This window comes from Corynebacterium sp. CCUG 61414 (genome assembly GCF_024453945.1).
Taxonomy (GTDB): domain Bacteria; phylum Actinomycetota; class Actinomycetes; order Mycobacteriales; family Mycobacteriaceae; genus Corynebacterium; species Corynebacterium pseudogenitalium.
Map to the genome: position 1 here is coordinate 66,220 of NZ_JAGPYU010000008.1, position 20,395 is coordinate 86,614.

A 20,395-nucleotide genomic window follows, 5' to 3' on the forward strand; every position below is an offset into this window, starting at 1 on the left:
AAGCTAATGGTATTACATTTGATGGTACGCGCTGAGGCGCGCAATGTGCAGAGCAAGGTACGCAATTTCATCTTCTGTCAACGCTGTATCGAAGCGAAGCTCCACTACAGCGGCCACTTTTCGGGCGCACTCAACTTCCCTCGGGTAACTGCGCGTCAACTCACGCGCCAGCGGAGAATTTCCGCGCTCGAGTTGTTTCCCCTGCTCAAGGCGAACAAACAAATAACGAATGTGTGTAATAAACCGGGCCACATTTATCGACGCCGCTTCGAACTCCACCCCAAACTCAGCCGCAATGATCTGCATCATCTGCTGAATCAACCCCGTCATCCGGTACGTATGCGCCAGGTCACCGGTGTTGAAACCGGCGTTGACCAGGTGCATCGCAAGCGCGGTGGCTTCGGTGGTGGGCAGGGTGGCGTCGAAAAGAATGTTGATGTGCTCCAGCAGGCGTTCGCCCTGTGCATACTCTGCTGGGTACAAGTGCTGGACCTCGGCGCGCAACGGGTAGGCGATCTCTTCGCCGCGGGAGGCCCGCTCAAGTGCATTAATAATGTGGTCCGTCACCGCGGTGACCAGCGTGATGCTGGGCTTTGCGCCCACGGCCTCCAACGCTGCGGTCACACGGTGTATATCTTCGGCGGGAAGCCCGGCAATCATTTGGCCGGAGTGGTCCGGGTCCCGACCATCCGCCGGAACAAATACTCGCTGCACATTCGACTCGTCGAGGACGTCGCCTTTCTTTGCCCCAAAGGCGATGCCCCGACCGGTCACCACAACATCCTCCGACCCGCGGCGGGCCAGGACGACGTTGTTGTTAAAGATGCGCAGTATTTGCATGTGTTCGACCCTACTTGGTTACCCCCAACAGTGGCTGGCCGACCTCGGCCTCACCAGTGGCGATATCTTCCACAGCGGCCAGCGACTTGGAGTTGACCACGGTCATAATCACCGTGGTGTCCACGCCGTGACCTGCGATTGCGCCGAAGTCGACGTCCGCGAGGGCGTCGCCAATCTCGACGCGCTGCTTCTTCTCCACGAGCGGAGTGAAGCCTTCGCCCTTCAGCTTGACAGTGTCGATGCCAATGTGGACGAGGACCTCGACGCCGTCGTCAGTCTTAATGCCGTAGGCGTGCCCCGTCTTCGCAACAGAGATCACCTTGCCAGCAACCGGCGCCACAACCTTCTCGACGCCACCTTCCGGCAGCACACCAATCGCCTGGCCGAGCGCACCGGATGCGAACGCGGCGTCCTGGATCTGATCCATCGGGACAACCTTGCCTGCGATCGGCGCGGTGACCTCGCGTGTGTCCGCTACTGGGGTCGCCGCAGCTGCAGGCGCGTCGGCATCTGCTGCTGCAGCGGCTGGAGCGGCCGCCGCCGGAGCTGCTGCAACTGCCGGAGCTTCCTCCTGCTCCTTCTCCTCCTGTGCTGCGCGTGCGCGAGCCAGGGCCTCTTCACGCTCTTCCGGCGTGCGGTAGTCGGTGAAGTAGATGACGAAGAACGCGGTGAAGAACGCAACCGCAATAGCGATGACGTAGACCCACATCGGGCTGAAGACCACGGTGGTCAGCAGCGAGGTGAACACGAACGCGTTGGTCTGCACGCCGCCGAACGGGGTGCCCAGGATCGCGATGGTCAGACCACCGGTGAAGCAGCCCACCAGCATGCGCGGGTAGATCCTCTTGTAGCGCAGGTGAATACCGTAGAGGGACGGCTCCGAAATACCACCGAACAGACCAGCTGCCAGCGCCGACCCGGAGGTCTGGCGCATGACTGGATCCTTATCGCGCAGCGAGAGCGCGAACACAGCAGCGGTTGCACCGAAGCAGGCGAAGTTCCAAGCACCCATTGGGCCCTGGATGAAGTCGTAGCCCAGGGTCTGAATGTTGACCAGCATGAGGGCGTTGAGCGGCCAGTGCAGGCCGAGCGGCACCAGGAACGGGTACAGCATTGGGATCAGGATGGCGAACACGAATGGCGCATTGCCATTGAGCCATGCGAGGCCAACACCAATCCATGCGCCGAGCGCGTAGCCGAGCGGGCCAATCACGATCGCGGTAACCGGGATCATCACCAAGAGGGTGAGGAACGGCACGAACACCATGTGGACCGCGGACGGAATGATCTTCTGGAAGCCCTTGTACACCAGGGCCGCCACGACCGCCATGATCAGCGGCACGAACACGTTGCCACCGTAGTCAGGCAGCAGCATCGGCAGGCCCATCACCGTCACGCGGCTGACCTCCGTGCCGAGCAGGTTATTCGTCTCAACCACGGCATCCGGGTGGCTCGCCAGCCCCATGAACTCAGGGGTGAACAGCGCCAGGATGACAGCGGCAGGCACCCACGGCTCAATGTTGAGCTTCTTGCCCGCGTTGTACGCAACCATCACCGGCAGGAAGTAAAACACCGAGCGCCACATCGCGTCGACGAACTGCCAACCCGGCGTCTTGACCTCCGCACGGAAGTCAACAAATCCCAGCGCGTCCATCACTGCAGCAAACGCAATAATTAACGACGCCCCAAGCAACACACCCAGAATCGGCCTAAAGGAATCCGAGAGGTACTCGAAGAAGGCGTCCATCCACGGCACCTTGCCCTGCGCCTTCGCGCGCTGGGCCGCCTTCACATCATCGTTGCTCTGGCTGCCACGCGACTGCATCTCCGGCAGGTTATTCATCGCGTTGTACACCGTCGCGACATCCCCGCCAACAATCACCTGGTAGTGCGACCCGCCCTGCGGCACCGCACCCATCACCTTCGGGTTCGCCTCAAGACGCTCCTTGTCAGCCAGGGAGGCGTCGTTGAGCTCAAAACGCAAACGGGTCGCGCAGTGCGTAAAGGACGCAATGTTGTCCGCACCGCCAATCCCCGCAAGGATATCCGCCGCCTGCTCCTGCAAGCCGGCCTGCTTGGTTGCCATGTTCACTCCTTTTCTTCAAAGAACCAGGGATGAAAAAAGACCCGGGACGCGAAAACGTCCCAGGTCTTGCCCCGCCGAACCCGGCAGGTAACAACCCTGTGGTTGGTATTACGTTCCACTATATGACGGAACGTTTTGGTGTGCAATAAGCTTGCTCTCAGCTGGGAACCAACGCTCCAGCAGCAGTGCCGCCCACATCGCCAGCGACGCCAACCCGATCAAGTTGCCCATGTACCAAAGGGGCGTCGAGAAGCTGTAGGCATCAACCTCCGGGTAGAGCTGATACGACGGCACGAACAGCACCGCGACGTAGAGCACGTGCGCGAGCTTCCACACCGACGGCACCGCCGCGAAGATGAGCGGGACCGCCAACATCACACAGGAGAAGTGGTGCGACACCGCGTACGGACCACCCACGCTGATACCCAGCGCGACGAAGAACAGCGCATGCACGTCCAGCCCCCGGCGCAGCAGGTACCACGCACCCAAGCCCGTGAGCAGCGCGAAGACCAGGAAAATGACGCCAGTCGGGGCCTCGAGACCCGCGCGCGCGAACAGGCCGGACAGCGCCTGGTTCGGCGGGTACATCGCGTTGCCGCCGCGGTCGGTGTTGAAAAACTCGTCGGTGAAGTAGTACCAGGTCTCCGCCGGACGCATCAGCACACCAACCAGAATCGTGCCCATAAACGTCCCCGCCGCACGCACCACCGACGCCCAATCCTTCTTCACCAAGAACAAAATCGCGAACGCCGCCGGCGTGATCTTAATCCCAGCCGCAATCCCCACACCGACACCGCGCAACTGCCGCGGCAACAGGCCCAGCACATCCACCACGACCAGCGCGAACAAGAACACGTTAATCTGACCGAAGAAGAAATTCGCCTGCAACGGATCAATCGCCAAGGACCACACAATCACCCCCACCAACACCAGCGGCGTGACCTTCACGTCCAGCCTGCGCAGCGCCAACCACGAAATGAGCGCCACGCACGCCATCGTCGCCAACGTCCACACCACGTCCATCACCGGCTCAGGCATCCACGTCAGCGGAACAAACAGCAAGGCCGCGAACGGCGGGTAGATGAAGCGGAACCCGCTACGAGTCGGGAAGTCGTCGTACAGGTCGGCGCCGCTGATCAGGGCGTTGCCGGCGTCGCGAAACACGCCGACATCCAGCAACTCGCCGCGCGCCGCACTGCCAAAAACCTCACTGAGCCCACTCGCGGCTGCGAGCACCCCAACGAGCACCCACACCCACAACGAAACCTGCTTCACCATCGAATCGCCTTACGCCCATCACTGTTGACTAACTCTGCTGCCTAACTCTGCGCATCATACCGATACAAAGGGACACGAATGAACTACACTACGGAATACACCATTGCCGACCGCCTTGAATTGAGGACTCACATGACCAACCAACAGCCCATGTACGACAAAGACGGCCTCCCAATCACGCAGCCAACCAACCAGTTCCAAGGGTTCGGGCAGTACGGGCAGACTGGGCAATTCGGCCAGTTTGGGCAGGGTTCACCGTACGGGCAACCGCAGATGCAACAGTTCGCACCTGCACAAATGCAGTCTGCATACGGGTACGCCGCGCCCCAAAAGAACAAGTTCCTCGCGGCGGCGTTGTTCTTCTTCCTCGGCTCGTTTGGCATCGGCAACTTCTACCTTGGGCAGAACTTCCGGGGAGTCACCAAAGTGGGGCTCTTCCTGACCGGCAGCCTCTTCAGCCTGATCCCATTCGTCGGCTGGATCGTTTCCACCCCGATCTTCTTCGCACTGTGGGTGTGGTGCATCATCGAGATGATCATGGTGCTCGTCGGCGGCGGAGGCTACGACACCGACGCCAATGGGATCCCGCTGAAGTAGGACACAAGCAGAAAGTTCACGGCCGCCAAGCTGAACTGCGCACCAGATCCCCGAATTTTAAAAAGTGCTATCAGAATAACAGCTGGTCAACAAAGGGCTAGCGTTTTAATAGGCGGGAATTTGGTGCGCGCCCAGCCAAGCCACGGGGAACTTTTCCACAGCAGCACGCGAACGTGGCCAAGCAAAAAGCCCGGCGGCCTGGGAAAACACAAAATCCCAAGCGCCGGGCCCATCTAAACCCAAGCGAACTAGCCCTACGCCTCCGGCTTCACCAGCGGGAACAGGACTGTCTCGCGGATGCCCAGGCCGGTCAGGGCCATCAACAGGCGGTCGATGCCCATACCGCAACCGGCGGTTGGCGGCATGCCCTGCTCCATCGCGGCGAGGAAGTCCTCGTCGAGGACCATGGCTTCGTCGTCGCCGTGTGCGGCGAGGCGGGCCTGGTCTTCGAAGCGTTCGCGCTGGATGACGGGGTCGACAAGTTCGGAGTAGCCGGTGGCCAGCTCGAAGCCGCGGACGTAGAGGTCGAACTTCTCGGTGACGCCGGGCTGCTCGCGGTGGTCGCGGGTCAGCGGGGACGTCTCGACTGGGAAGTTGATCACGAAGGTCGGCTCGTACAGCTGGTCGGAGCAGAGGTGCTCCCAGATCTCCTCGACGAGCTTGCCGTGCAGCCAGCCCTCATCCTTCGGCACCTTCAGGCCGATGACGTCAGCGATGCCCTTCAGTTCCTCCACGGAGGACTCGATGGTGACCTCAGGCTGGCCCGGGAACTTGCGCTGCAGCGCCTCGTTGAGGGAAGGGTACATCTCCATGACCTTCCACTCGCCGCCGAAGTCGTACTCGGTGCCGTCTGGAAGGGTGACGGTGGTGGAGCCGAAGACTTCCTTCGCGCAGAACTGCACGAGTTCCTGCATGGTCTTCGCGCCGTCCTTGTAGGTGCCCCACGCTTGGTAAGTCTCGAGCATGGTGAACTCGGGCGAGTGGGAAGAGTCGACGCCCTCGTTGCGGAAGTTGCGGTTGAGTTCGAAGACGCGCTCAATGCCGCCGACGACGCAGCGCTTGAGGTAGAGCTCCGGCGCAATGCGCAGGTAAAGATCCATATCGAGCGCGTTGGAGCGGGTAATGAACGGACGGGCTGCGGCGCCGCCGTGCAGGGTCTGCAGCATCGGTGTCTCGACCTCGACGAAGTCGTGACCGGTGAGGAACTTGCGCACAGCTGCGATGACCTTGATGCGGGTCATGGCGTTCTTGCGGGCGTCCTCGCGCATGATGAGGTCGGTGTAGCGGTGGCGGACGCGCTGCTCCTCGTTCATGTCAGCGAACGCGACAGGAAGTGGGCGTAGCGCCTTGGACGCCATCTGCCAGGACTGCGCCTGGACGGAGAGCTCGCCACGACGGGAGGCGATGACGCGGCCGCGCACGGAGACGATGTCGCCGAGGTCGGTGTCGGCCTTCCAGGACGCGAGCGCCTCCTCTCCTACCTCTGCGAGGGAAAGCATGACCTGCAGCTGGGTGCCGTCGCCCTCCTGGAGGGTGGCGAAGCAGAGCTTGCCGGTGTTGCGCTGGAACATAATGCGGCCCGCGACGGCGACGACGTCCTGGGTCTCTTCGCCCGGCGCGAGGTTGAACTTGCCGTCACCTTCGCCCTCGGGCACGGCACGGTACTTCTGGCGCAGCTCGCGCAAGGAGGTCGTGCGGTCGACGACGACCGGGTAGGCGTCGCGGCCTTCGGCGAGAAGCTTTTCGCGCTTCGCACGACGGAACTGTTGCTGTTCGGAGAGGTCCTGCGTTGTTTGATTCTTCACGCTGACCTAGCCTAGTCGGTCCGGGTCAGCCGTGGTCAATTAGTCGTGTATTCGGCTTGCCTCCCACGAAGCACACGGCTACAACGACGAGCAGCATGCCGACGCCACCAACGACGAACGCGCGCGCCGTCCCGTCGGAGGCGCTGCCGGTGGCCTGGGTGCCCATGGTCATCGTTGCGATGAACACCGCGGTGCCCGCCGCCCCGCCGAGCTGCTGCAGCGTGTTGAGCGCCGCGGAGCCGTGGGCGTAGAGCTGCGACGGCAGCGAGGACAGTGACACGGTCATGAGCGGGGTCATGATCATGGACATCGCCACGTTGACGAGGATCAGCACGGCGACGAGCTGCCACTGTGGGGTGTCATCGGCGAGGATGGCCACGAGGATCCACTGGGAGGCCAACATCAGCACCGCACCCGGGATGGCCAGGGGGCGTGGGCCGTAGGCGTCGTAGCAGCGCCCCGCAATTGGGGACGCGACGCCCTGCGCGATACCGCCGGGCAGCAGGATCAGACCGGTGGCCACCGTGGAAATCCCCAGGCCGACCTGCATGTAGACGGGCAGGATGTTCACGGTGCCCAGCAGGATGCCGAAGGCGATGAACACGCCCACAACGGAGAAGGCGAAGTTGCGGTGGGTAAAGACGCTCAGGTCAAGCAGCGCGCGCCCGGTTGGCGCCAGTCGCAGCTGCCTGCGCACGAACAGCACCAGGAACACCGCGCCGATGACCAGGGCCGCGGCAGGGTTCCAAGAATCGCCGGTGAGCAGGGCGGTGATCGTCGATAAGCCGTAGACAAGACCGCCGAATGCGAGTGCTGAAAGAAGGACCGACAGGATGTCGAGTGGGGCGTCGTGACGCTCGCCGACGTTCGGGAGGGCGAACACCGCGAGCAGCACCGCCACGGCTGGGATGGGCACCATCACCCAGAAGATGTGGTGCCAGGTAAACGCGCCGAGCACGAAGCCGGCGAGCGTGGGGCCAAGGGCGGGCGCCACCGACATCACCACCGCGTTGAGTCCCATCACCGTGCCGCGGCGCTGCGGGGCGACCACCGTCACGGTAACCGTCATGAGCAGCGGCAACATCGCCGCCGTGCCAAGTGCCTGCACCACGCGCGCGGCGAGCAACACCCCGAACGAGGGCGCGGTGGCCGCCATGACGCAGCCGATGATGAACAGCGCCATCGAGGCGAAGTAGACGGCGCGGGTGCTGAGGCGCTGGATGACGAAGCCGGAGGCCGGGATCGCCACGGACATGGTGAGCAGGAAGCCGGTCATCAGCCACTGGGCCGTATCGGCGGGTACGCCGAAGTCCGCCATGATTGCGGGCAGGGCAACAGCGACGGTGGTCTCGTTGAAGATCATCATCATCGCAGAGACCACCAGCACTCCAATAAGCAGTACTGGGTTCGTTGATTTCATAGCCCGCTAAGGCTACTCCTCGTCAGCAACTGGGGCACACAGTGGCAGGTCGAGGCGCTGTGCCTCGGCATCATCGCCGTTGATGACCACCATGTACTCGCGCTCGGTGCGCGGGGTCAGCACGAAGGCCGGCGGGGTGGCGTCGGGAAGCTGGTAGTCGTAGATGAGGCACTCGCCGGAGCCCAGCACGACGGCTTCCTTCGGGTCCGGCAGGACGCGATCGAGCGCATCAGAGGACACATACTTTGCGACGGAAACTCCCAACGTCTCATCCGAGCACCTGATCTTGCCCTCTTGACCCTCGTCCGGGGTCGCGGACTCGCAGATCAGGCCGTGCCAGCCTTTCTGCTCGGCCTTGTCGGACACGATGCCTGGGTATGTCTCGGCGATTTCGGCCTCGACGCCGACCCACTCCTCACCGCGGTGCTGCATCCAGTACCAGATGCCGCCTGCGGCGATGAGCAGCAGCGCCACGATGGCCGCGATCCACGGCCAGAGCTTGAACTTCTTCTCGTCTTCTGGGCGGACGTACTCGCCGGTCGGGCCGTACGGGTAGGGCTGCGGTGGCTGGCGGTAACCGTCGGTGGCGCCCGGCGCGACCGGGGACACCTCCGGCTCATCGAGGGGTTCACCGGCGACGGCGTTGAGGTAGCCGACGCAGCCGGTGGCGGCGTTGGCGGCGTCCTCGTCGACGTCCAGGCCGGTCATAGAGTTAAACAGTTCAATGAAGCTTGCAACGTTCGCCGCGTGTTGCTCCTCGGCGTGCTCGGGTGCGGTGGCCGTCGGGCCGACCAGGGTGAGCTTGACGGGGACGCTGGACCAGGCTGGCTGCACCAGCATCCGGGAGGCGTCCACGGAGCGGGCCACGAACGCGCCGAGGCCCTGGGCGTCGTAGTCGTCGATGGCTTCAGCCACGCCGATGAGCAGCTCGCGGGCCTCGGCGGGGGTGAACACGCCGCCGTCAGCACGCTTGTCGGCGATCAGGCGGGCGAGCGAAGCGCCGGTCGGGGCTTCGCGCAGTACGTAGAGGTGGCCGTCGTCGGTGTAGCCGGCACTGCGCGGCTGGAACGCGCCGGGGTGGTTCGAGGCGGCAAGCGCCCGGTTCAGGCCTGCGATATCGCGGCGTTGGTTTTCGGGCTGGGCGGCGTCGAAAAGCTCGACTTCGACGGCCTGGCCTGCATCATTGCTGGCGACGAAGAGCTGCGAGTCTTCGGTGCGCCCTGTGGCTTGGACTTGCTCGGGGGTGAAGTCCATGCCGAAGCGCTCGTTCAGGATTCCAGCAATCAGGTCTATAGGCATGCCAAAGAGTGTAGCGAATAACTCGCCGTTTCTCGCTATGGCCCTCGTCTTTCCGCCCTAGTCTTCGATGTGTTTGAACCCAATGCCAAGCGGCAGGCCAACGTTGTCGTGGAGGCGCACCGTGCCACCGTCGGTGGCGGGCAGGTCGATCGCGGCGAGCAGTCGGGCGTCGCCCTGGGCAGGGGCCTCGCGCATAGCCAGGTCGCGCACGGCGAGGTACGCCGGTGCAACCCCGGCGGCCTCGAGTACGCCGCGCACGGTATCCAGGACGGTCTCGGCGCCGTGCTCGGCGGCGTGGGCCCCGGCGGTCAGCGCCGCGGACAGCGCAAGCGCCTGGTCGTGGGCGTCTTCAGCGACTCGCTCGTTGCGCAGCGAAAGCGCCAGCCCGTTCGGCATGCGCACGGTAGGCACGCTGTGCAGCTTGACCTCCATGCGCAGGCCCGCCACGGCCAGCTGTGTGGCCACGAGCAGCTCGAAGTCCTTCTCCCCCATCACCAGGTCGGTGGCATGGGTGGCGTTGAGCACCGCCAGGATGCGGGCGACGTCGTGCGCCATGGCGTCGGCGTCGTCGAGGTGCTCCATCCCGGTGCGCACGCTCACGGCGGTGCGCAGCTCGCCGTGGAAGACCACGTCGACGCCCTCGTTGCGGAAAGTCTCGGGCACCTCCTCGCCGGAGTAGGTGACAAACACGTACGCGCCGAGCAGCGACTTCGCCGCCCGGATCAGCTCGATGTGCCCGGCGTGCACGTCGGCGCCCAGCGGCACGACCGCGATCGTCTTGCCAATCTTGCGGAATGCGCGCCCGTAGGTGGCCAGCAGCTGCTCATCACGCACGACAACCGCGTTGCCCGGTTCAAAAGTCACAGGTCTTCCTCTCGTTGCTGCGCCGCGCGGCGCTCCAATACTTCTACTAGTCGACGCACCCCTTCTCCCCCAACCGGCTCTCGGTCGAGCGGGCGCAGCGGCGGCAGCTCGGCGCCGTCGAAGGCGTCCGCGACCGCCTCGAAGTTGGGGTTGGCCTGCCGCAGCAGCGCAAGCGCGTCCTCCTGGACGACGCGCTGCAGGGCGCGCAGGTGTTGGGCGGTGGCCACCAGTGGGCGATCCGCATCCGTGATCGGCATGGTGACCTGCCCGAGCTCCCCGAGCAGCAGCGCGATCACGGTCTCCCCCAGCTCGTCGGCGGCGGAGGTGACCCACACGTTGTCTGCGATGTTATGCGCGCACATGACGACTGCCCCTGCGACCTCAACCTCGTCGAGGAGCTGGGCGCCGTGGTCCAGGTTGGTGTGCCAGAACATCTGCCTCGGGCGCACGAACGGCGCGCACTCGGCGGCGGCACGTTCGATGAAGTCAGCGGAGCCCTCGAGGAGCACCAGGTCGGCGGCGGCGATGTCCGCGGCCACGCGCGGGTACGTCACGCGGTGCCCGGCGCGCGCGAGCTGATCACTCAGCGCACTGGGGCCGCGCCAGGCGGCGATGGTCAGCGTTGGGCTCATTTGTTGCGGCGCGCTAGCAGCTCGGCGACGGAAACAGCGTTCTCGCCAGCCGCGTCACGGCGGCGGCGTCCCCCAACACGCGGGGCTGGTTCCGGCACGGCCTCGATGACCTCAGTGGCCCCAGCGGCGGGCTGCTCGTGGCGGCCGTGCTCAGGCTCAGGCTCTGGTTGTGGTGCTGGCTCGGGCTCCGACTCAGGCACTGGCTCGGGTACGGGCTCAGGCTCCGGGATTGGTGTCGGTTCAGGCGCCGGCTTCTGCGCTTCTTGTGCTTCTTGCGCTTCCTGCGCTTCTTGCTTCGCCTGGTGCTCGCTAATCAGCGCCGTGAGCGGGTTCTGCGTCTCCCGACTCGGCTGGCTGCCAATGCGCCCGGCGATCGCGTCGGAGGACGGCGCCCCGGCCGGGCGGTCGTCGGACGGCTCGTAGGCCGGCTGTGTGAAGGACTCAATCTCCTGGATGCGGCGCGCCGCGGCGTGCACGGCGGCGGGCTCGTACTCGAAGACGTGCCCGCTCATCTCCTCAATCGTGGAGCGCAGGGAGCGCAGCTCCTCCTGGATGTCGCGCAGCAATTCCTCGGAGGGGGCGTCGACACCCGAGGGTGCGCCAGCGCGCGCGGCCTCGAGCTCTGCGGCGAACGTCTTCTCCCGCTCCTCCTGCAGGCGCGTGGCCTCCTCGTTGTCGCGGCGCAGGCGGTAGATCACGATGAGGCCCGCGACGGCGGCCCACAGCGCCAGGATCAGCGAAAGCTTGAGTATGTTCGCGGAGTTGGTAAACAACATCACCACTGTGCCTGCAAGCGCAGCCACAAATGGAACAATCACCCAAGTATTTTTCATGCCCACTACCTTAGCTAACCTGTTCTCCACTTGAGGGTGGCGACACCTCACACACCCGTTCCAGCACGACACCGGCCACCGCCAGCGTGACGCCGCCCAACGCCCCGGAGACCAAGGGCGGCACGTCCTGCGCCGCGGCCATCAGCACGTGCATCCGGGGCAGCACGAAGAGCAGGCACCCCGCATACAGCCCGCCGCTGACCGCGCCTGCCCAGGTGCAGGCCTTGCCAAACAGCATGAAGTTCGCCGCCATCATCGGGTTGAGCTGGCTGCGATCCAGGCCAACCTTGCCCTCATCACGGCGCTTGTGCACCATGAACGCAACGTAGAAACACACCGCGGCGACGATCCAGAGGCTCAGCGGCACCACCATGTTCAGCGACTCAAGCAGGCCGAACAGGCGGCGCACCACAATGAACGCCGCGGCGGTACAAAACCCGAACACGGCGATCACTCCGGACAGCGGCGTGCGTTTCACAGCTTGCGAACCCCCTGCGGCTCCAGCTCCGCGAGAATCTCGCTGACCGGGCGATCGAGCAGCTTGGCGTGCGGGTCAATCTCCAGCCAAGGAACCAGCACGAACTCGCGCAGGTGCGCGCGTGGGTGCGGCAGCGTCAGCTCAGGGTCGTCGCTGCGGTAGCCCTCGAAGTCGATGATGTCCACGTCCAGCGTGCGCGGGCCCCAGCGCACGTCGCGCACCCGGTTCGCCTGCTGCTCCAGGCGCTGGCAGCGGGCAAGGAGGCTGTAGGGGTCGTCGCTGTCGGTTTCGATAAGAAAGCTCTGGTTGAGAAAGTCTGGCTGCTCCACCCCGCCCCAGGGCGCGGTGGCGTAAATCGAGCTTGCGTCGAGGAGCTCGGCGGCGAACTCGTCGGCGACCGACTGCAGGTGGGCACGCGAGTCCTCCATGTTGGAGCCTGCCGAAATCACCGCGCGCATCAGCGGGCCCCCATCCGTTTACGGGAACGGCGTGCCACCACGGCGACGTCCTCGAAGGGAAGCGGGATCGGCGCGTGCGGCTTGTGCAGCGTGACCTCCACCGCGTGCAGGATGTCGAAGCGCTCCATGGCGGCCTCGGCGATCTCGGTGGCCACCGTCTCGATGAGCTGGCGCGGCGTGCCCGAGGCGATGTCGCTGGCCAGCTGGGCTAGCTCCGCGTAGTTCATCGTCTGGGTCAGGTCATCGGTAGCGGCGGCGCCTGCGAAGTCGAGCCAGCAGGTGATGTCCAGCAGGAAGCGCTGCCCGTGCTCGCGCTCGTGCGGCAGCACGCCGTGGTGCGCGTAGACGGACAGGCCTTTGAGCTCAATGCGGTCAGCCAAGGTTGCCCGCCTTCCACGCGGCGGCCACGTCCACGGCATCGCGGGAGACGGCCACCTCGTGCACGCGCACGCACCAGGCGCCGGCCTGGGCACACAGGGCGGTGACGGCGGCGGTGGCTGGGTCCGCATCGACCGGGCCGTGCTCGAGCCCGCGGGCGGCGCGCACCCCGGTGAGGAAGCGCTTGCGGCTGGCCCCCACCAGCAGCGGGTAGCCGCAGTCCATGAGCGCGGGCAGGGCCTGCAGCAGCTGCCAGTTCTCTTGCGGGGTCTTGGCAAAGCCGAGGCCCGGGTCCAGCGTGATCTGCTCCGGGCGCACCCCAGCGGCCGTGGCGTTGGCAACCAGCTCGTCGAAGAGGCCGAGCACGTCAGCCACCACGTCCCCGCCGTGGTCGGCGGCACCGGAGGCGTTCACGAACTGCTGGGCACGCCAGTGCATCAGGCACACCGGCAGATCCGTGCGCGCCATCGTGGCGTACATGTCCGGGTCCGCGAGCCCGCCGGAAACGTCATTGATGAGGTCCACGCCGGCCTCGGCGGCGGCCTGTGCGGTGGCGGCGCGCATCGTATCCACGGAAGTGCGGATGCCGTCTTCGTGAAGGGCCCGGATCACCGGGGCCACGCGCGCCGCTTCAACCTCGGCGGGCACACGCGTCGCGCCCGGCCTCGTCGACTCCGCGCCCACGTCGATGATGTCCGCGCCCAGGCGGACCAGCTCGTGGGCGTGCGAGAGGGCGTCGTCAACTGCGAGCCACTTCCCGCCGTCCGAGAACGAATCTTCCGTGACGTTGACGATGCCCATCACCGTCGTGCGCCCCGGCGCGGTGAGATCCTGCACACTGACCATTGTTAGCTCCTTATCAGGCTCAAGACCTCGGCCCGGGAGGCGGCGTTCTTCTGGAAGCCGCCGCGCACCGCGGAGGTCGTCGTCACGGCACCAGGCTTGCGGATGCCCCGCATCGCCATGCACAGGTGCTCACATTCCAGCACCACAATCACGGCGGAAGCCCCCAGCTTATCGACGATCGCGTCCGCAATCTGCGCCGTCAACCGCTCCTGCACCTGTGGCCGCTTCGCGTACATATCGGCCAGGCGGGCGAGCTTCGACAGGCCCGTGACCTTGCCTTCCTTGCCCGGGATGTAGCCGACGTGCGCCTTGCCAAAGAATGGCACCAGGTGGTGCTCACACGTGGAGTACACCGGGATGTCGCGCACCAGCACGAGCTCCCGGTAGTCCTCCGCGAACGTCTTCTCCAGCACAGCGGTCGGGTCCTGGTGCAGCCCCGCGAACACTTCCTCGTACGCCTTCGCAACCCGTGCCGGGGTTTCCTTCAGCCCCTCACGGTCCGGGTCCTCGCCGACTGCGATGAGGAGTTCGCGCACCGCGGCTTCGGCGCGGGCGCGGTCGAACTTACTGGTCATCCTCGTTGCTCCTGTGTCGTGGCAGCTGTTTGGTTTCTTCCTCAGACGATCGGTCGGGCCGGTCGGGCCGCTCGTGCTCCGGCAGGCGGAACCCGATTTCCTCGTCCGGGCGGTAGTTGTCCATGCCCGGGTGCGTCTCCGGCTCCGGCTTCGGCGCAGGCTCAGGCTTTGGCTCTGGCGCGGGCTCACGCTTCGGCGCGCCCGGGTACGTCCAGTCGCTCGGCGGCTTCGGCCCGCCGTAGGTCGGGGCGCCTCCCGCAGGCGGCGGTGGCAGCGGAGCGCCGTGCTCCTTCTCCCGTTCTTTTCGACGCCGCTCCCGCGTCTCACGCGACGCCTCAAGGATGGAGAAGCGCTTCGGCGGCTCCTCGCCGCGCTCTTCGGCGAGCTCGACCGGGGTCTTGACGGGCTCGCGGCCGATCTGGCGGCCGAAGCGGATGTCGTAGGCCGGCAGCTCCGGCCGGTGCGGTTCCACGCCCTCAAGGAGCGCTTCGAGGTCTTGGCGGCGCAGCGTTTCTTTCTCCAGCAGCTTGGACACCATGGTGTCCAGCTGGTCGCGGTACTGCTCCAGGATGCCGTAGGCGGTGGCGTGGGCGGCGTCGATAAGCGTGTGTACCTCCTTATCGATCGTGGCCGCAACCTCCGGCGAGGACTCCATCTTGGCGCCGGCCCCCATGCCGGAGAAGGCGTCGCCCTGCGCTTGGCCGTACTTCACGGTGCCGAGCGCCGAGGTCATGCCGTACTCGGTGACCATCGCGCGCGCGATCTTGGTGGCCTGCTCGATGTCGTTGGAGGCACCCGTGGTCGGCTCGCCAAAGACGAGCTCCTCCGCGGAGCGCCCACCCATGGCGAAGACGAGCTGGGCGAAGAGCTCGTCGCGGTTGTACATGCCCTTGTCGTCCTCGTCGGCCGTCATGGCGAACCCGCCGGTGCGGCCGCGGGCGAGGATGGTGACCTTGTAGACGCGCTCGATGTCTTTCAGCGCCCACGCCGCGAGCGTGTGCCCACCCTCGTGGTAGGCGGTGACCTTCTTCTCCTTCTCCGAGATCACCTTGGAGGAGCGGCGCGGCCCGCCGATCACGCGGTCCGTGGCCTCCTCCAGCGCGTCCGGGGTGATCACGTTGCCGCCGATGCGGGCGGTGAGCAGCGCGGCCTCATTGAGCACGTTGGCCAGGTCCGCACCACTCATGCCGGCGGTACGCTTCGCCAGCGCATCCAGGTCGACATCCTTGGACAACGGTTTGCCCTTCGCGTGCACCTTCAGGATCTGGGCGCGGCCCGCGATGTCCGGGTTGGTCACCGGGATCTGACGATCGAAGCGGCCCGGGCGCAAAAGCGCCGGGTCCAGGATGTCCGGGCGGTTCGTCGCCGCGATCAGGATCACGCCCTCGCGGTCGCCGAAGCCGTCCATCTCCACGAGCAGCTGGTTGAGGGTTTGCTCGCGTTCGTCGTGGCCGCCGCCCATGCCGGAGCCGCGCTGGCGGCCGACGGCGTCGATCTCGTCGATAAAGATGATGCAGGGCGAGTTCTCCCGTGCCTGCTTGAACAGGTCGCGCACGCGCGAGGCGCCCACGCCGACGAACATCTCCACGAAGTCGGAGCCAGAGATGGTGTAGAACGGCACCCCGGCCTCGCCAGCGACGGCGCGGGCAAGCAGCGTCTTACCCGTGCCGGGCGGGCCGTACAGCAGCACGCCACGCGGGATCTTCGCGCCGAGCGACTCGTAAATCTTCGGATCGATGAGGAAGTCCACGACCTCCTGCAGCTCATCGACAGCCTCGTCCGCACCCGCGACGTCCGCGAACGTGTTCGTCGGATTGTCCTTCGACAGCTGCTTCGCCTTCGACGACCCAATCCCGAACATGCCGCCCCCGGCCTGCATGCGGTACATGAAGAAGAACAGCAGGCCGAAGATCAGCACCATCGGCAGCATGAAGCCGAGCATCGACATCAGGAAGGACTCCTGCGTCACGTTCGTCTTGTACTTGTCTGGCGCGGCTTCCTTCACCGCGCCGAAAATTTCCGGCGTGGTGCGCGCCGGGTACTGAGCGCTGATCTGCTCGACGCCCTCGCGCTCTTCGACCTTGATCGGCTCCCGCAGGTCAATGCGGACGCGCTGCTCGCGGTCGTCGATCTGGACTTCCTTGGCGTTCTTGTTCTGCAGCTGCTCCATCGCGATCGACGTGTCCACGCGCTGGTAGCCGCGGGTGTCGTCCCCGATGAGGGTGAGCAGGTACAAAACAATAAGCACGGTGGCGCCGATCAGGCCCCACCGCAACACGTTTTTATTCTTGGTCATACAGCTCTTCTGTGTGTATTAGATGTCCTCAGGCGCGTCGGAGTAGACGCGAGGGTGCAACGTGCCCACGTACGGCAGGTCGCGGTAGCGCTCGGCGTAGTCCAGGCCGTAGCCGATGACGAACTCGTTGGGAATGTCGAAGCCGACGTCGAGAAGATCAATCTTGGCCTTCTGCACCTCAGGCTTCCGCAGCAGCGTGATCACCTCGAGGCTCTTCGGGTTACGTCCCGACAGGTTCTTCAGCAGCCACGACAGGGTCAAACCGGAGTCGATGATGTCCTCGACCACGAGCACGTCGCGGCCTTCGATCTCCTTGTCCAGGTCCTTCAGAATGCGCACCACGCCCGAAGACGTGGTGGAGCTGCCGTAGGAGGACACCGCCATGAACTCCATCTCGCACGGGATGGAGAGCTTGCGGGCGAAGTCCGTCAAGAAGAACACAGCGCCCTTGAGCACGCACACGAGCACTAGGTCCTGCTCGGAGTCGCGGTACTTCTCGGAGACCATGTCAGCCAGCTCTTGGATGCGCCGCTGCAGGTCTTCCTCGGGGATCAACACCGCCTCCACGTCGTCTCCGTAGCGGTGTGGCGCAACGTTGAAATCCTTCTTGTCATACAGCTCGGTCATCGGGTGCCCTTTCTCAAGCCCTTCTCGGTTGGCATCAGTTCATCATCTTGCCACTTTCACGTCACCTTGGACAACCATTTACGCGAACAGAAGCGTTGTGCCGCGCCGCTCCACCCGCACTCCCCCGCCGAGCTGCACCGCACCTTGCCCCCGCCAGTTCGTCACCAGGGCTTCAATCGCCGCAAGGTGGGCACCTTTGACCTCCCCCCGCTTCTCGACGACCCACTCCGCCAACACCGCCCTCCTCACCACAGACGGCAGTGTTGCGAGCTCCGCACAGTCCAGCGTGTCTTCGTTCGCGGCCGGGGTGATGTGCTGGAGCTGCGCCGCGGCTTGCGCGATCCGGTCCGCCGTGCCCGCCAACGCCGGGACCACCTCCCCACCGACGATCTCCTCCAGCAGCGGAATCACCCGGTTGCGCAGCGCCACACGCCGGTACCGCTCGTCCTTGTTCATCGGGTCCTGCCAGGGTGCGACGCCCAGTTCGGCGCAGGCGCCCGCGGTGTCCGCGCGGCGGACACCCAGCAACGGGCGAACCAGTCGACCCGCGCGCGACGCCATCCCTGCCGGGTTGCCGCGCAGCGCCCCGAGCAGCAGCGTTTCGGCCTGGTCGTCCGCGGTGTGGGCCGTCCACACATCCCGGTCGGGGCCGGCGTGCTCGAACAAGGCCGCGTAGCGGGCCTGGCGGGCGTCGGCCTCCGTGCCCTTACCTGTGCGTGTGATTTGGATGGTCGCGATTTCCGCGGGCACCCCAAAGTTCCGCGCCTGCTCCGCGGCGCGCCGGGCTACCTCCGCCGACCCCTCCTGCAGGCCGTGGTCCACCACCAGCGCCGTCACATCCAGACGCTCCGCGGCAGCCGCCGCCACCAGCGCCAACGAATCAGCCCCGCCCGATAGTCCAATCACCGCCGGCTCCGTCCACCCGCGCACCGCACGGCGGCACGCCAAAAAGTGGGGGCTGCGCCGGGGCCAGAACGGCTCCATCGCTAGAACTCCCGCAGCGCCGAGGCAAACATGTCCATCGCCCGGCGCGCCTCCAGAATGTCCGAATCGTTCGAGAGCAGCGCGAACGTGTACACATTGCCGCTTTCCGCAGTCACCGTGCCGGCCAGCCCGGACGTCTCGTCCAGGGTGCCCGTCTTCGCGCGGACCCAGCCGCGCCCGGCCAGGTCCCCGTAGCGGGTGGCCAGGGTGCCGTCGCCGGCCGCGACCGGCAGCGCGTCCAGCATCGGGCGCAGCTGCTCGTGCTGGGTGGCATCACTCAGGATGCTGTCCAACATGCGCGGGGTGATCCGGTTGTCCACCGACAGGCCAGAGCTGTCCACCAGCGTGATGCCGTCCGTGTCGAAGCCGTGCTCCGCCAGGACGTGCAGGGTGGCGGAGGGGGCGTCGATACCTACGTGGGCCGCAACTTCCCTGCCGATGGCCTCCGCGTAGACGTTGTCGGACTCCTTCATCATCATGTGCAGGCGCTGCACCAGGTCCGGCGACTCCACGCTTGCCAGCGTGTCCGCCTCCGCGGGCGCCGGGCCGAGACCGACCGTCTGCGCACCCACGCGATCCGCCAACGCCTGCGCCACATCCAACGCCGGAGTATGCGAGCGAGGCACGTCCCCCTCCGTCTCCCCGTTCAGGCGGCCGCCCGAGAGCATCGCCGGCTCCAGGGGCGCGACGAAGCCGCCATCGATGTCCACGGGGTCCCAGCCCGGCATCATGGTCGGCTGCTCTTCCCACGCCTTCGTGTCGATGAAGACAGCAGTGACCTGCTGGTTTTTGAGCTGCTCGGCGAGCTGGTCGATGGCCTCCGCATCCAGCCACACGTCACCGTTCGCCTTGATCACGACCGAGCCCGGCTGCTCCCCACTCACCACCTGCGTCTCGATCCTGTCATCCGCCCCCAACTCCAACACCGCCGCCGCAGCCGTCAGAATCTTCGTCGTCGACGCCGGGCGCAACGCCTCCCCCGCCAACCGATCAAACAGCACCTCACCCGTCGAACCGTCCGACACGCGCGCGTGGAACGTGCCCAACGCAGGGTCCTCCGCAAGCTCCGCCAGACGCGCCTGCAGCGCCTGGACATCCACCGGGCGTGGCACCGCCGGCACCAACACCGGCTCCGCCTGCGGCAACTGATACGCCGGGGCGTGCTCAATGCGCCCCAACTCTTGCTGCGCCGCCACACCGAAGCCAGCCGCGCCACCCACCGCGACCAACGCAACCCCGCCAACAATCCAAGTCCAAAGCTTCACGGCGCATAAGCGTAGCCCAAACCCACACGGCGACGCAGCCCCGTATGATAAGTACCGGTATTATCAACGCGACTACAAAAGGAGCGCACATGACTGTCGAAGTCACCATCGAAATCCCCAAGGGTTCCCGCAACAAGTACGAACTCGACCACGAAACAGGCAAGGTCTACCTCGACCGCCACCTGTTCACCCCGATGGCCTACCCACTCGACTACGGCTTCATCGACGAAACCCTCGCCGACGACGGCGACCCAATGGACGCCCTCATCATCCTCCCTGAGTCCGTCTTCCCAGGCGTCATCGTCAAGGCACGCCCAATCGGCGTCTTCAAGATGACCGACGAAGCCGGCGGCGACGACAAACTCCTCTGCGTCATCGACGACGTCCGCTACGACCACTACCAGGACATCGACGACGTCTCCCAGTTCCTCAAGGACGAAATCGAGCACTTCTTCGTCCACTACAAGGACCTCGAGCCGAACAAGGAAGTCTCCGGCTCCGGCTGGGGCAACAAGGCAGAGGCCGAGAAGATCCTGCAGGCCTCCATCGACAACTACAAGAAGTAGGTCGCTGCTTCTAAGTGTTTGCCGCCTGGGTGTTCCCGGGCGGCTTTTTGCTTGGTCTCTTGCTCGGCCGTGCACCAAATTCCCTCATTTTCACAGAGCCTCTCGACATTTCCCCAGGTCGCTGGGAGTGACGCTCTGTGTCAAGTGGTTGTGGTCCGGAATCATGGTTAACAATGCATCATCAATGCACGCGGCATCGGCGCCGTTTTACTTGTCGTGCGGATAATCGTGACTTTCTCAGGCAACCCAATCGGTGTTTTCGGTCGCG

At 65.3% G+C, this 20,395-nt stretch carries 20 protein-coding genes; 2 read left to right on the forward strand and 18 right to left on the reverse strand.

Annotated features, from left to right (window positions below; translation table 11 throughout):
- Positions 1-12 precede the first annotated feature (12 nt).
- From KBX14_RS07390 to KBX14_RS07400, 3 genes are all read right to left on the reverse strand, one after another.
- Positions 13-840, reverse strand: a complete 828-nt coding sequence (locus KBX14_RS07390; protein WP_256042190.1) for a PRD domain-containing protein — start codon at positions 838-840, stop codon at positions 13-15.
- A 10-nt stretch (positions 841-850) separates the two neighbouring features.
- Positions 851-2,926, reverse strand: a complete 2,076-nt coding sequence (locus tag KBX14_RS07395) for a glucose PTS transporter subunit IIA (protein WP_256042191.1) — start codon at positions 2,924-2,926, stop codon at positions 851-853.
- A 108-nt stretch (positions 2,927-3,034) separates the two neighbouring features.
- Positions 3,035-4,204 carry a glycosyltransferase 87 family protein gene (locus KBX14_RS07400; protein WP_256042192.1) on the reverse strand — a complete coding sequence of 390 codons (1,170 nt, stop codon included), beginning with the start codon at positions 4,202-4,204 and terminating at the stop codon, positions 3,035-3,037.
- Between the two features lie 78 nt (positions 4,205-4,282).
- On the opposite strand from KBX14_RS07400, the gene KBX14_RS07405 reads away from it, so the two are divergent.
- A complete protein-coding gene (locus KBX14_RS07405; protein WP_070975552.1) occupies positions 4,283-4,801 on the forward strand; it encodes an NINE protein in 519 nt (172 codons plus the stop codon).
- A 254-nt stretch (positions 4,802-5,055) separates the two neighbouring features.
- Here KBX14_RS07405 and lysS read toward each other — a convergent pair whose 3' ends face one another.
- The 15 genes from lysS to dacB form a co-directional block, all read right to left on the reverse strand.
- Complete coding sequence (gene lysS, locus KBX14_RS07410) at positions 5,056-6,606, reverse strand: lysine--tRNA ligase (protein ID WP_070975553.1); 1,551 nt, start codon at positions 6,604-6,606, stop codon at positions 5,056-5,058.
- A gap of 25 nt (positions 6,607-6,631) precedes the next feature.
- A complete protein-coding gene (locus KBX14_RS07415) occupies positions 6,632-8,026 on the reverse strand; it encodes a DHA2 family efflux MFS transporter permease subunit (RefSeq protein WP_070975554.1) in 1,395 nt (464 codons plus the stop codon).
- Positions 8,027-8,038: 12 nt separating this feature from the next.
- Complete coding sequence (locus KBX14_RS07420) at positions 8,039-9,325, reverse strand: hypothetical protein (protein WP_070975555.1); 1,287 nt, start codon at positions 9,323-9,325, stop codon at positions 8,039-8,041.
- Between the two features lie 57 nt (positions 9,326-9,382).
- Entirely contained in the window at positions 9,383-10,189 is an 807-nt protein-coding gene (locus tag KBX14_RS07425) for a pantoate--beta-alanine ligase (protein WP_256042193.1), read from the reverse strand.
- A complete protein-coding gene (locus KBX14_RS07430) occupies positions 10,186-10,821 on the reverse strand; it encodes a hypothetical protein (protein WP_256042194.1) in 636 nt (211 codons plus the stop codon). The genes KBX14_RS07425 and KBX14_RS07430 overlap by 4 nt, the downstream gene beginning before the upstream one ends.
- A complete protein-coding gene (locus KBX14_RS07435; RefSeq protein WP_176754802.1) occupies positions 10,818-11,654 on the reverse strand; it encodes a DUF6779 domain-containing protein in 837 nt (278 codons plus the stop codon). The genes KBX14_RS07430 and KBX14_RS07435 overlap by 4 nt, the downstream gene beginning before the upstream one ends.
- A 10-nt stretch (positions 11,655-11,664) precedes the next feature.
- Positions 11,665-12,132, reverse strand: a complete 468-nt coding sequence (locus KBX14_RS07440; RefSeq protein ID WP_070361896.1) for a DUF3180 domain-containing protein — start codon at positions 12,130-12,132, stop codon at positions 11,665-11,667.
- Complete coding sequence (gene folK / locus KBX14_RS07445) at positions 12,129-12,590, reverse strand: 2-amino-4-hydroxy-6-hydroxymethyldihydropteridine diphosphokinase (protein ID WP_070361895.1); 462 nt, start codon at positions 12,588-12,590, stop codon at positions 12,129-12,131. Before folK ends, KBX14_RS07440 begins: the two co-directional genes overlap by 4 nt.
- The gene (folB, locus tag KBX14_RS07450) at positions 12,590-12,970 is read right to left on the reverse strand and encodes a dihydroneopterin aldolase (RefSeq protein ID WP_070361894.1); all 381 of its coding nucleotides are present in this window, start codon (positions 12,968-12,970) and stop codon (positions 12,590-12,592) included. Before folB ends, folK begins: the two co-directional genes overlap by 1 nt.
- The gene (gene folP / locus KBX14_RS07455) at positions 12,963-13,814 is read right to left on the reverse strand and encodes a dihydropteroate synthase (protein WP_256042195.1); all 852 of its coding nucleotides are present in this window, start codon (positions 13,812-13,814) and stop codon (positions 12,963-12,965) included. Before folP ends, folB begins: the two co-directional genes overlap by 8 nt.
- Before the next feature lie 2 nt (positions 13,815-13,816).
- Positions 13,817-14,389 (reverse strand): GTP cyclohydrolase I FolE, encoded by a 573-nt coding sequence (folE, locus tag KBX14_RS07460; protein WP_070361892.1) that lies wholly within the window; start codon positions 14,387-14,389, stop codon positions 13,817-13,819.
- Positions 14,379-16,685 (reverse strand): ATP-dependent zinc metalloprotease FtsH, encoded by a 2,307-nt coding sequence (ftsH, locus tag KBX14_RS07465; protein ID WP_256042196.1) that lies wholly within the window; start codon positions 16,683-16,685, stop codon positions 14,379-14,381. The genes folE and ftsH overlap by 11 nt, the downstream gene beginning before the upstream one ends.
- Before the next feature lie 18 nt (positions 16,686-16,703).
- Complete coding sequence (gene hpt, locus KBX14_RS07470) at positions 16,704-17,312, reverse strand: hypoxanthine phosphoribosyltransferase (protein WP_176754803.1); 609 nt, start codon at positions 17,310-17,312, stop codon at positions 16,704-16,706.
- A 78-nt stretch (positions 17,313-17,390) separates the two neighbouring features.
- On the reverse strand, positions 17,391-18,218 hold the full coding sequence (tilS, locus tag KBX14_RS07475) for a tRNA lysidine(34) synthetase TilS (RefSeq protein ID WP_370687082.1): 828 nt from the start codon (positions 18,216-18,218) through the stop codon (positions 17,391-17,393).
- Between the two features lie 80 nt (positions 18,219-18,298).
- Complete coding sequence (gene dacB, locus KBX14_RS07480; protein WP_256042198.1) at positions 18,299-19,561, reverse strand: D-alanyl-D-alanine carboxypeptidase/D-alanyl-D-alanine-endopeptidase; 1,263 nt, start codon at positions 19,559-19,561, stop codon at positions 18,299-18,301.
- Between the two features lie 89 nt (positions 19,562-19,650).
- On the opposite strand from dacB, the gene KBX14_RS07485 reads away from it, so the two are divergent.
- Complete coding sequence (locus KBX14_RS07485) at positions 19,651-20,127, forward strand: inorganic diphosphatase (RefSeq protein WP_256042199.1); 477 nt, start codon at positions 19,651-19,653, stop codon at positions 20,125-20,127.
- The last annotated feature ends 268 nt before the right edge of the window (positions 20,128-20,395 follow it).